Source organism: Cyclobacteriaceae bacterium, assembly GCA_025808415.1.
GTDB lineage: Bacteria > Bacteroidota > Bacteroidia > Cytophagales > Cyclobacteriaceae > UBA2336.
This window is the reverse complement of sequence record CP075525.1, coordinates 3,015,719-3,027,721: the sequence shown is the minus strand read 5'-3', so window position 1 is coordinate 3,027,721 and position 12,003 is coordinate 3,015,719. Positions and strand designations below refer to the sequence as shown.

Below are 12,003 nucleotides of genomic sequence, written 5' to 3'. Positions count from 1 at the left end.
TATGGTTTAAGGTTTATGGGTTACGATAGTGTTTCTTGTTTTTCGGTTACGTTGCGAATGAATTTTTCCACCAGTTCGTGATGATTGGCTAATACGAAAAAGAAGTCCATCAGGTTGATGTGAAAAACTACAGCGCGCTCAACAGCCTCCATTGAATTCAGCTTTAGCCCCTGGCCGTTCAAGCTGAACAATTCACCGTATACCTGGCCGGGTGCTAAGGTTATTTTGCTAACGCCATCTTCTTTTAGTTGTACTTCGCCATGGGCTACAATAAAAATCGGACTGTTTTGGTCGGCAGGGTTGAAGGAAATTTTTTCGCCCTTGTTTAAATCGTAGGCAACAATTTTATCAAACAGGTCGGCCAACAATACACCGTTTATGTTTTTAAATTCAGGCAGTTGTTTCAGGAACATGATCATTTCTATACCCAAAAAGAATCCATCGTTTAGTCCATCCAGCAACTGGTTGTTTTCAATGGCGGAGTCAAGGTAACGTTTATCCCGGTCGGGAAGCCTTTCTGAAATGGTGTTGTAAGCGTTTTTGTCTTTATTATAAATAACCCAGGCGGCTGTTTCCTGCAGTAGTTTATCGCGGTTAAACATCTGTGCAATTAATCCACGGCTAACACGAAACTCGGGTATGTAAGCTGAAGTGTAGGCAGCACAAACTTTGGTCCACCGGTTGTTTAGGTTGAAATCGCGGTTAAGGATGTAATTGATTACCTGAACGGGGTTGTAGTTTTCGCGCGGAAAATAGATTTGTAAAAGCTCCAGTTTGCGCGGCACGGGTATATCATCGAATAACGGGAAGAGTTTCGGCTTGAGGTCTGGATCAACGAACAAGTCCATCAATTCAATGGCATAAGCAATGCCATTGGGGTCGCCCGATTCAATGTTTTCTTTAACTAATTGTACTGCTTCCGGATCGTAGAGAATGGACAGTAGTAAAGTAATCTGGTTGTTGTTCATCCGGATTTCTTCGCGTAGGGCACTGCGCATCAATTGATAGTGCTCTGTTTGCGGAAGCTCATACAGTGCAGCCTGGTTCCAAATGGCTTTACTGATTTCAGCTTCCAGCAAGTCCATTACTTCACGCGCCTGGCGTCCACTGGCCCGGTAATTTATGTAGCGAAGGGAGTATAGTATTTGTTTTACGATTCGTTTGTCGGGGTAATCGGCTTTCTTCCAGAGTAAATCCAATGCCTGCTGGCCACCAATGCGCCCGATAATTTGTACTATCCGTAGCATCACCAGGTCGGTTTGCCCGGATTTGTGAAAAGCAGTTTCCAATACGGGCAGTACAGGCTCACCGGCTTCAATAAGGGCAGCCGTTGCCTGATGACAATATGAAGGTGAGGAGAGGAGTTCGATCAGCGTTGGCCAGGTTTCGGGCCGTTTCACTTTGCGCGCGGTAATCAGCGCTTCATGGCGCACGTTGTAGTCGGCATCGCGCAGAAGTTCCAGTAAAATGAAAATGGTACGCTGGCTGATGAGTCTGCGCAACAGTTTGGCGGTCAACATCCGGTCGGCCGGTTTTACCGATTTGCTAAGTTTCATCAATTTTTCCGGATTGATGGACAACAAGTCACTGTCCTCAGCAGCGTTGGTGGCCTGTGTCGCCAAACGGGTAACATCTGAATCTTTGTCGATACCCAGGGCCTGCATTTTCTCCAATGCAAATGCTTTTACTTTATGGTGGCTGCTGTTCGCAAGACCAAGAACAGCGTTTTCGAACAGGGCCGGTTCAATTTTTTCCATCAGGCGCAAGCCGTAAAGTACTTTGTCTTCAACCGAGCTTTTGATTTCTTTTTCCAAAACCCGGTCAACCGTGTATTCCTGTTCAACTGTATGCTCAACTTTTGATTTATTGATGATCAATGTTTTTTGCAACGTTTTGCGGTAGCTCGAATACATTTTGTTTCCCACGAAATACCATAGGCCAACGATGGGCAATGTAAACAGTGTGATGTACAGGAAGTCGAATATTTGCACTTTGTTGATGAGGTAAATCAGGCCCCCGGCAATCATGGTGGCAAAGCCGGTAACAATTCCCTCTACTTTGGTTTGAACATCAATTTTGATATTGGTTTCTACCGGCAACTGATAGAGTTTGAAGGCGGGCTCGTCCAGGGCTTCCTTTGTGGAGTTGATAAAGAGCATACTCATGGCAATCATCACAAAGAAGATAGTGAACGAGGGGCTATCAGGTGTGTAGCCAAAAGAAATACCGATGATCAACGCGGCTATGGTAAATAAGATGATTAATAACGGGTTTACTAAAATCGCCACGCGTAAGCCATAGTCTTGTAGAATCCTTTCTGAAGCGAACACATCAAACAGAAAGGCAAAAATCACAATGGTTGCTTCAAATAACGCCAGGAAACTGGCCAGCTCCTCGGGCTTAAAGCGCTTGGTGGAAACACTCAGGAAGGAGTATTCCACAAAGTTCAGGGCAACAATGGAGATGATAACGAATGTGGAAAGAATGATGAGGTAGCGGTTTTTAAAAAAACCTGCTATGGAAACCTTAACATTTGTTTCCTTCTCTTTCTTTAGCGACCATCGTTCGCCAGCAAATCTTACGGACAGATAAATGAATAACCCGGTAAAAATGGTAATACTGATTAGGCTCAGGGTATATAGCGATTCAACCTGGTCGGCTTCAGTTTCACCGGGCAGCAACGGGAGTACAATGGGTATGGCAAAGAATGAAATCAGTGAAGCCACCAGGGCGCCTTGGTCCACCGTACCTAAAAGCCGTTTCGATTGTCGTACATTAAAGAAGCGGTTAAACGCGCCCCAAAAAACCAGCAGGATAATGAGGGTGAAAGGAACCAGTTGGGTAAAGCCATAAAAATAAATCGTGTTCTTATCCTTAAAAACAAGGTCAGCAAATTCAATGGCAGCTGTTACCAGCATGATTACAACCAGGCTTAAAATGCCCAGCAACCGAAAAGGTATTTTCCGTTGTAAAAAGTTGTAAGCGATGGTAGCCACCATGCCAAAGGCCCCTGCTATGGCAAAGGCTCCGGGCAAATCGTCCTGTTCGCTGTAATTATTGAGAAAAAGCGTTTGCGCTGCAACGGTAAAAGTTGCCAGAAAGGCTCCCATGAAGAAACCCATGGTCAATAGCAGGGCTACACGCCCTTCCTCACCCTCTTGAAGGTCAAGCAACCGGCTGAAGAGGCTTTGTTTAGTTTCCATTGAAGTGATTTAATGGCGCAGGCCGTGCTCACCTTCTTAACCCCGTGCAACTCCCATTCAACCGCAAAAACCACTTGGGTACAGCAAAGAACACGGCTAACATACCGAAAATTCGGTATTCCAGTGGTTAAATCCAATGAATAGCCAAAATTTTAGCTTTCTATGCTTTATCATTGCTTACCTTAAGTAAAGGTTTAAAAGTTGCATGGTGGGCAGTCAGACGTTGAGGGGGTTCTATTTTAGCCCGGTTCTCCGCATCTGTAAGGTTGAAGCCCAAAATGATCAATTTTTAAGGGCAGATGATCGTAGCATTGCATCAAAAAACGAAACCCTGAAATAGTGATGAAAAGACTTCTTATTGCATTGCTCGCGCTGTTAACCTTCATTTTGTTTATCAACAAAGGTTACGCGCAAGGATCCAAAGCAGCAGCGGAGGCTGAAAAGTATTACAGTATCCGCAATTACGAACAGGCACTTCCGCTTTACCTGGAAGCCATTAAAGCAGGAGATAAAGACCCGCTAACTCATTATAAAACAGGTGTTTGCTATCAAAAATCCACCGACTTGTCAGAGCAAATGAAGGCCATCGGGTATTTTGAACATGCCCTGAAGAATGGTGCCAAAGTTCCGGCCAGCACCTATTACGACCTAGGTGGTCTTTATCTTCGTACCGAAGACCTTCAAAAAGCAATTGATGCTTTTACCAAATACAAAGAACTTTCAACAGCCGACAAAAAGGCTGTGGCAGCTGCTGAGCGTGCCATTGCCACGTGCCATAATGCGGTGGCATTCATGTCAGTACCACGTCAGGTTAAAGTGAATAGTTTCGGTTTTGGGGTAAATACAAAATATACTGAGTATAATCCGGTCGTATCGGCCGATGAGAGCATCCTGGCTTTTACGGCCCTTAGGCCTAATACCGGCAAAACGCGGTCGGGCGATAAATTCATAGAGGAAATCTACATTTCCTACAATACTTCGGGCACCTGGTCGCAGCCGGTTGTGGTGCCCATTACATCCGACTATAACGTAGGTACCGCGGGGATATCTGCCGATGGCCAAAAGATGATGATCTTTATGGGCGGTGCCACTGACCCGGGAAACATTTTTGTGATCAACCGCTCTGGCGATACCTGGTCAAAGCCTTCCATTTTTGCATCTACGCTCAATAGCAAAAACCTGGAAACCACAGCAAGCATTACCCCCGATGGCAAGACTATTTATTTTGCCAGCGACCGTTTGGGTGGTATGGGCGGATTGGACATTTATAAGATTGAGTTGCAAGCCAACGGCAACTGGAGCCAGCCGGTTAACCTGGGGCCTACCGTAAATACAAAAGACAACGAGGATGCCCCGTTTATCCACCCGGACCAGAAAACTTTGTTCTTTACTTCCGATGGGCACAGCACCATGGGCGGACGGGATATTTTTATGACCAAGAATATTAATGGCAAATGGACAAAGCCTGAAAATATGGGCTACCCGATTAACACTACCGCCAACGATAATTATTTTACCCTGATTGCTGACGGAACGCGTGCCTATTTTTCATCCGACCGCAAAGGCGGACAAGGTGCCCAGGATATTTATTACATCGACATGCCTGAAGATGCCGGCAACATTCCGCTTACCATGATAAAGGGAAGGATTTTAAATGCGGACACAGGCAAACCCATGCCAACCAAAATTTATGTGATCGATAACCAGACTAACAAGAAGCTTGATTTCGTTTACGATCCGGATCCACAAACCGGTAATTACCTGATCATCCTTCCACCAGCCCGTAACTACGATGTAATAATTGAGTCGGAAGGTTTTCTTCCATATACCATCAACGTAAACGTGCCGAACCAGGATTACTTCTACGAATTGTTTCAGCAAATCAACTTAAAAACCATTAAGCAATTTGATGTAGTGGTTGGCCAGGAAGTACAAGTGAAGAATGCATTCTACAACACCAATCAGGATTCAAAAGCCGACCTCCGAAAATCGCATGAAGCTAAACTGGCGCAAAGCGGCAATGTTGATATTTACGATATGATGATGGACCTGCTGGCTGCGGGCGATGATGAAGGTGTGGATTACATCCTTGAACTGATACACCTTACCAATACCATGGATAACGTTAATTTTGACGACAGCAATCCCAATCTTGAAGTAGCCACCCGTGTTTATTACTACGATGAGAGTGACGAAAGTAAATTTGAAAAAAAAGTAGTGGATGGAAACACCATCCTTTCCCTGCCTACATTTGAAGTGGCCACCGAAGCAAAAAAGCAAAAGCAACAAGCGGCTAAAAAACCAGTTACGTACGACAAATCGGTATTGAACAAGCAGGTTAAAATTTATTTTGATGTTGCAAAAAGCGATTTAAAAACCCAGTACAATGCCCCATTAGACGAGCTGCTCGCGGTTTTGAAAAAGTATCCAGATTTAAGTGTTGAGATTTCAGGTTTTGCCTCGCAGGAGGGTTCAGAAGAAATGAACCGCGAACTTTCAAACAAGCGTGCTATTGAAGTATTAAACTACCTAAACCACAGGGGTATTGTGCGCAGAAGGATTGTTGCCAAGGGTTATGGTGCAACCAAAACAGAAACCAGCAAAGAAGAAGGCCGCAGGGTAGAAGTGAAGATTATCGATGTGCAAAACTGATTGATTTAAAAAGTAATAGTTTAGGTTTAAGGCCTGCTGCAACAAATTGCAGCAGGCTTTTTTATGGCAATAACAATGAACTATCGCCATAGCTTAGGAAACGATAGTTATGCGTTAAAGCTTCGTGGTAAATTTTTCTCCAATCATCGCCAACAAACGCAGCAACCAACAACATTAGGGTTGAACCCGGTAAATGAAAATTGGTAATGAGTCCATCGCAGATGCGAAAACTATAACCCGGCAGAATATAAATGGAGGTGTGCCCGATTAGTGTAGTGAGGTTGTTCCGCTCCATATAATCTTTAACAGCCGTTAGCGCCTCTTCCTTATCCGGCAGGCCGGTATCCCGGGTATATGGATCGTTTTGTTCAATAATAAATGCTGCTTTTTTGTTTTCCAGCAATCGTACTCCGTACCAGTAAAGGCTCTCCAATGTGCGCATAGAAGTTGTTCCTATAGCCACTACGGAAGAATTTTTTTGTAATAGGTTTTCAATATTTCCGCGCGTTACCATTACCTGCTCCTGGTGCATGGTATGTTCCCGGGCGTTTTCAGTTTTAACCGGCTGAAATGTTCCGGCACTTACATGCAGGGTAAGAAAATCCTTTCTGATTCCTTTAGCTTCCAGAGTTTCCAACACGGTATCCGTAAAATGAAGCCCGGCTGTTGGTGCGGCAACCGCGCCCGCATGATGGGAATAAATGGTTTGATACCGGTTTAAATCTTCATCCTGTGCTTCGCGTTTTATATAGGGTGGTAAGGGGGTAACACCAACACGATTGATCACTTCCGAAAAGGGGAGCTCGGCCGGAGACCAGGTGAAAGTAACCACCCCTTGTTCTTTGTTTATCAATGCTGCCGATAACTCCCCGCCCATAAACATCCTTCTGAGGATGTTATTTAGCTTCCAACGCTTTAGGTTTCCGATCGTACATTGCCACGTACATGCCGCGGTTGCTTGCATAGCCTCGGCCAGTAAAGTGGAAGGATGTGCCGGTTGAAGTAAAAATATTTCAATGGTCGCACCGGTTTCTTTCTGAAAAAAAATCCGGGCGGGTATAACCCGGGTATTGTTAAAATAAAGAAATGCGTTATTGGGTAAATGTTCAGCAACGGACTTGAACACACTGTGTGTGATTTTGCCCTTCTTAAAGACCAACAAGTTAGATGCATCACGTTCATCCAGGGGAACATTCGCTATCCGGTCTTCCGGAAGTTCATAGTTATAATCATGTATAAAAACAGGAGGCTTCATTTTCGCGGGCAAAGATAAGCGTAAATATTTCTTTACTTTAGCCTTTATTGCCTTGTATGCCATTAAATGCAACGTATAAAAAGAAAGTATTCCACTTTGGTTTTGATGCCCGTACCTCGCGCGGGCGCATGAAGGATAAAACAGCGTGGTTCATTAAACTGTGGGATAGCAAACAACCTAACGTGGTGGGCTGGGGCGAATGCGGACCTTTGCCAGGGCTTAGCGTGGATGACCGGCCTGACTTTGAATCAGTTTTGGATAGTTGCCTGGCACACGTAAGTGCAATTCAACACCAGGAGGATATTGTAAAGATTGTTCCTGCAGGATTTCCATCCATACGTTTTGGATTGGAGGCTGCCCTTTTAGATTTACGGCATGGGGGAGTTCGTAAAATCTATAACAACTCCTTTTTTTCGGGCACACCAATCCCGATAAACGGATTAGTTTGGATGGGTGACCTGGATTCCATGCTGCAACAGGTTTCATTGAAAATCGCTCAGGGTTTTCGGTGTATCAAACTAAAAGTTGGCGGATTGAATTTTGAGAAAGAGTGTGATATCCTCCAGTACATCCGAAGTAAATATTTTCGTGAAGGGATAACCATCCGGTTGGATGCAAACGGAGCCTTTAAACCTGAAGAGGCGAAGTATAAACTTAACTCACTGGCGCGCTACAACGTTCACTCCATTGAACAGCCGGTTAAGCCCGGGCTTGTTGCTATGGAAGAACTTTGCCGATCATCGCCCATTCCTATTGCGCTTGACGAGGAATTGATTGGTGTCGCGTTGAAAGCGGATAAGATAAAATTACTGGACCGGATAAGGCCGCAGTTTATTATCCTTAAACCATCGCTGCATGGTGGTCTTCTTTCCTGTGCTGAGTGGATTGCCCTGGCTGAAGAGCGTAATATTGGATGGTGGATTACTTCGGCACTTGAGTCGAACATTGGATTAAATGCTATTTGCCAGTTTACGGCCAATTACACGATAACCATGCCACAGGGGTTGGGTACAGGCAAGATCTATCAAGACAATATTCCTTCACCGCTTACCGTTTCTGAAGGCACGATCTCCTACGATGCAAAAAAGTCGTGGGATATTCAGGAACCTCTGTAAGCGTTGATGTTAATTTTTCTTCTTGTAATAGGTTCCATTAAAACTGCAACCTGTTTCGTGTAAGGTGCACGGCCCAACCTCCTGAATGCGAATGGTATTCTCAACCAGGTTGAAAATAAATTCCATACGACAATCGGCATGGTTGTAAAAACCACCGTACTCAGTTTCGCCATGGATAGCCATGCCCATACTGCCTGCCGCCTGGCCCGTACAGGAATTTTGTTTCAGCGACAGTGAAAAAGAAAGGTCATTTCCTTCAGGCATAATTTCCAGGTACGCTGTAAAACCTTTCATGTTGCTTTCATGAAGGTACACTCCGTACAAATGGCTGTAGTCCCAGCTATCCTCTGTTTCATACACACCGGGATCGGTCAATACAGAATCCGGTTGTTGTTCGTCACCGTTCGTATCGGCTGAGTAGGTTTCGGTGGTTGGCTTTGGTGAACAGCCTGTAACGAAAAGCGAAAAGATTATTACTACTGTAAATTTCATTGCGTAGCAGCAAATTCTTTGAGGGTGATAACCGGTTTGCCCAATTCTTCCCAGGTTTGTTCCGATTGAAACTTTTCCGGGTACTTATTCAGTGCCTCAATAATTTTTGAACCGTAATTAAGCCCTTGAGCAAACAAGCCAAAAAATTTTATTAACCCAACCGGAGCACGCATAATGCCAAGCTTTTCCTTTTTATAATGTTGCTTAAACACAGCGTAGGCTTCATCGGTCGTAAAACCTTCCAACCCTTGTATGGCATATTCCTTATTTTCATTCGGATAGCGTTGAAAGGATCGTGCAACCTGCAAACCGTAATCTGCAGCGGCAATAAAATATTGTTTGTGTTCCGATTTTCCAGCCAACACCAGGTACTTGCCTTTTTTATAGTTGGAATAAAAGTTTTCCATGAAGGTGGATGGGTAAAATATTGTATAGGGTATACCCGATTCCTTTACTAGTTTAACGGATTGCTGTTTTACCTTAAACGCCCACCAGTCGAAACCATTCATACCTTGATAGAAATGGACCAGGGAAGAAATCAGGGCAAGCTTTTTAATATTCGTTTTTCGCGCAGCTTCAATAATCAATTTTACGCCATCGGTTTCAGCGTGCCAATCGGTAGGTTTTTCAATATTTTTTACCGACAGGTTAATATAGATTGCATCGCAGCCTGCAAATGTTTGCTCTAAATCGTGCAGGTTTTTAAGGTCACCTTCAACCAATGCAACCTCCGTAGGCAGTTCGGTTGCGGCACGCGCAGTATTTCTTACCAATGCTTTTACGGTAAAGCCTGCGTTAACCAAGGCAAATGTTACCGGCTTGCCCAATAAGCCAGTGGCGCCAACAACTGCAATGTTTTTTATCATAGTTTGGTTACATTGTTTGTAGAACCGGTCAATTTTTAGTTTCAGGCTTCCATAAATTCAGCAATAAGCCTGTGAAAATGGTGGGTGCCCTTTTCTTGTTTTACTGAGTACCTGCCGTGGCTATAGAAGCGGGAGCGAATACCGCGCTGGACACTTTCCACCACGGCTTCATCTTCCAGTTCCACCCGGTTTAAGTCTGATCCTGCGCCTTGGTTGTATTTGTTCTCATCCCAGATGAAGGTATAAAAGGTGACTTTGGTTTTATCAATTGCCATAGGCTCAACAACGTTGAGCGACAGGCCCCACGGATAGAAGTTAAACATCATGTTAGGGAACACCCAGAAATAATAACCGCCAACATTTTTTCCGTAATCCGGTGAATGGGATGGTAAATCGAAAACGAGTTGACCATCTTTGGCTATGCCAAGTTGCAGGTTTGCGTACCGAAATAGTTCGGTTGTATAATTCCCGTAATCAATTACCTGGTTTAATGAGGCATGAACAAACGGAATGTGAAACCCTTCGAGGTAGTTTTCGCAATACAAAGCCCAGTGTGCCTCCACGGTGTATTCTTTTGTTAGTTCAGGCTTAAAAATAAATTTATCCAACGGAAGCCAGCCTATCCGCGAAAGCATTTCTTGAAAGAAAGGCTCAGGTTCAAAGGTTTTGGTAAGCGATGTAAAAAGCATGGTACCCATTTCGAAAAGAGGAAGGTTGGCGAGGTTATCGCTTTCCGTAGGGAAGTTGTCAACCTCTTTAAACTCAGGCATAGAAAGGAACTTGCCATTAAGCTGAAACCGTCTTCCGTGATAGGGGCAGCGGATGTCATGAACCTGGCAGGGGGCGTTTACCAACTGGGCGCCCCGGTGTGTACATACGTTTGAAAGGCAGTGAAGTTTTTCTTTGTCGCGCGCCAATAGCAGGGGTTCTTCCATGAACGATTTAAGCAAGGTTACGGGTGCAAGTTGCCCTGCTTTTTCCACCAAGCCTGAGTGACCGATGTAATGCCAGGTTTTTGAAAAAATTTTTTCTTTACTGGCTTCGTAATAATGGGTGCTGGTGTAAAATTCAGAGGATAATGTTTTAGCAGAGGCAATGACCGGGTTAACCTGTAGTGATTTCATGGAGTTAAGTTAAGTAAATTGCTTCATTAATTTTGGCCACGCGGCCATCAGCGACTTTGTCTACTGCCCGACAAACCTTGTGCTGGATGGCTCCGTACTTAGCTTCATGAAAATAAATGAAATTATATATTGGGCTGCCCGGCTTATTGCTGCCATAATAATGTTGCAAACCCTCTATTTTAAATTTACCGCTTCGGAAGAATCGGTTTATATCTTTACAACTGTGGGCATGGAACCCTGGGGCCGGTATGGTACCGGAATAGCAGAGCTGATTGCCTCGGTGCTTTTGCTGGTTAATGCTACGGCCTGGCTGGGTGCTGTGCTGGCTTTTGGAATAATGGCCGGGGCGATTGTGATGCATTTAACCGTGCTTGGGGTAGAAGTTAAAGGCGATGGAGGCCAATTATTTATTTATGCCTTACTGGTATTGGTAAGTGCAGGTTATATCCTGCTTAAGAACAAAAAGGAAATCATTTCCCTGATTGAAAAAATAAAGCGTTAAATTTTTACTGTTCAATTTCTTTTAGTACCTGAACTAATAAGTCGTTAAGGTCAGCGTTTCCTTCCAGCGATTTTTTTAATCCATCAATAAGGAAACGTGGTATTTTCTCGCCTTTTTGAGTTTTGGCACGGGCTTCGGTAATCATCTCCAGCACGGTTTCTTTATCGTTTAGCTGTTCTGCAGATTTCACTTTGGTCGCCAGTTCATTCCAGGTTGTTGCTTTTTCTTTGGCTTCTAATTTTTGCTGAACCGCCTGGCCAACCACTACGGTTCGTTGTTCAATGCAACTGTTGTATTTGTTTATTATTTCCGTTAGGTCGTTTCTACCCAGGTCTTTATTGGAAATTTCCGCACTTAGTTCCTCACATTCTGAAACAAAGTCCATTACCTTTTTTTTAAAACCAATGTTGGGTACATCCATTCCTTTTCCATCGCGCTTGTAGAGGAAACGGCCATCCCAGGTTTGCTGGTTTTCCATTTGGTAAGCATACAAACTGAGGTATCCGCCTAGCAGCAATTTCATGTAAACGTAGCGGTCAAAATTCCTTACCAGTTGATAGTCTTCATTGTTAATCCTGAAACCTCTTACCTGTTTCATGGAATAAACAGTCTTCTTTTTGTTCTTGTCGGTAAACTGGATTTTTGGCTCTGCACCATAATTGAGGTAAACAACTTTGCCGGTAAGGGTGTCGCCTATGGTTAACGCAACAAAGTCAGCTTGGGCGGAGCTGGCCAGGTATCCCGCCAAACAAAGTATGATTAACACCAACTTGAGCATTTTACTATTTTCCATA

9 protein-coding genes are annotated in these 12,003 nt (G+C 44.2%); 3 read left to right on the top strand and 6 right to left on the bottom strand.

Translation table 11 applies throughout. The features are described from left to right. Positions 1 to 20: 20 nt before the first annotated feature. A complete protein-coding gene (locus KIT51_13480; GenBank protein ID UYN85871.1) occupies positions 21 to 3,203 on the bottom strand; it encodes a HEAT repeat domain-containing protein in 3,183 nt (1,060 codons plus the stop codon). 342 nt (positions 3,204 to 3,545) lie between these two features. On the opposite strand from KIT51_13480, the gene KIT51_13475 reads away from it, so the two are divergent. Continuing rightward, the gene (locus KIT51_13475; protein UYN85870.1) at positions 3,546 to 5,855 is read left to right on the top strand and encodes a PD40 domain-containing protein; all 2,310 of its coding nucleotides are present in this window, start codon (positions 3,546 to 3,548) and stop codon (positions 5,853 to 5,855) included. A 61-nt stretch (positions 5,856 to 5,916) separates the two neighbouring features. Here KIT51_13475 and KIT51_13470 read toward each other — a convergent pair whose 3' ends face one another. Then, positions 5,917 to 7,110, bottom strand: a complete 1,194-nt coding sequence (locus KIT51_13470; protein UYN88593.1) for an S-adenosylmethionine:tRNA ribosyltransferase-isomerase — start codon at positions 7,108 to 7,110, stop codon at positions 5,917 to 5,919. A 56-nt stretch (positions 7,111 to 7,166) separates the two neighbouring features. On the opposite strand from KIT51_13470, the gene KIT51_13465 reads away from it, so the two are divergent. After that, positions 7,167 to 8,225 (top strand): o-succinylbenzoate synthase, encoded by a 1,059-nt coding sequence (locus KIT51_13465; GenBank protein UYN85869.1) that lies wholly within the window; start codon positions 7,167 to 7,169, stop codon positions 8,223 to 8,225. A 9-nt stretch (positions 8,226 to 8,234) separates the two neighbouring features. Here the strand turns inward: KIT51_13465 and KIT51_13460 are convergent, their stop codons facing one another. From KIT51_13460 to KIT51_13450, 3 genes are read right to left on the bottom strand one after another with little or no spacing between them, the layout of a single operon-like run. After that, positions 8,235 to 8,717 (bottom strand): hypothetical protein, encoded by a 483-nt coding sequence (locus tag KIT51_13460; GenBank protein ID UYN85868.1) that lies wholly within the window; start codon positions 8,715 to 8,717, stop codon positions 8,235 to 8,237. After that, complete coding sequence (locus KIT51_13455) at positions 8,714 to 9,580, bottom strand: NAD(P)H-binding protein (GenBank protein UYN88592.1); 867 nt, start codon at positions 9,578 to 9,580, stop codon at positions 8,714 to 8,716. Before KIT51_13455 ends, KIT51_13460 begins: the two co-directional genes overlap by 4 nt. 44 nt (positions 9,581 to 9,624) lie before the next feature. Next, entirely contained in the window at positions 9,625 to 10,707 is a 1,083-nt protein-coding gene (locus tag KIT51_13450) for an aromatic ring-hydroxylating dioxygenase subunit alpha (GenBank protein ID UYN85867.1), read from the bottom strand. Between the two features lie 106 nt (positions 10,708 to 10,813). Between KIT51_13450 and KIT51_13445 the strand changes: the two genes are divergently transcribed. Then, entirely contained in the window at positions 10,814 to 11,209 is a 396-nt protein-coding gene (locus tag KIT51_13445; GenBank protein UYN85866.1) for a DoxX family protein, read from the top strand. Positions 11,210 to 11,213: 4 nt separating this feature from the next. Here KIT51_13445 and KIT51_13440 read toward each other — a convergent pair whose 3' ends face one another. Next, a complete protein-coding gene (locus KIT51_13440; protein UYN85865.1) occupies positions 11,214 to 12,002 on the bottom strand; it encodes a hypothetical protein in 789 nt (262 codons plus the stop codon). Position 12,003 lies beyond the last annotated feature (1 nt).

Excerpts from the sequence above, each read along its gene's own strand:
- KIT51_13480 (UYN85871.1), bottom strand. The coding sequence starts at position 3,203 with ATGGAAACTAAACAAAGCCTCTTCAGCCGGTTGCTTGACCTTCAAGAG.
- KIT51_13475 (UYN85870.1), top strand. The coding sequence starts at position 3,546 with ATGAAAAGACTTCTTATTGCATTGCTCGCGCTGTTAACCTTCATTTTG.
- KIT51_13470 (UYN88593.1), bottom strand. The coding sequence starts at position 7,110 with ATGAAGCCTCCTGTTTTTATACATGATTATAACTATGAACTTCCGGAA.
- KIT51_13465 (UYN85869.1), top strand. The coding sequence starts at position 7,167 with ATGCCATTAAATGCAACGTATAAAAAGAAAGTATTCCACTTTGGTTTT.
- KIT51_13460 (UYN85868.1), bottom strand. The coding sequence starts at position 8,717 with ATGAAATTTACAGTAGTAATAATCTTTTCGCTTTTCGTTACAGGCTGT.
- KIT51_13450 (UYN85867.1), bottom strand. The coding sequence starts at position 10,707 with ATGAAATCACTACAGGTTAACCCGGTCATTGCCTCTGCTAAAACATTA.
- KIT51_13445 (UYN85866.1), top strand. The coding sequence starts at position 10,814 with ATGAAAATAAATGAAATTATATATTGGGCTGCCCGGCTTATTGCTGCC.
- KIT51_13440 (UYN85865.1), bottom strand. The coding sequence starts at position 12,002 with ATGGAAAATAGTAAAATGCTCAAGTTGGTGTTAATCATACTTTGTTTG.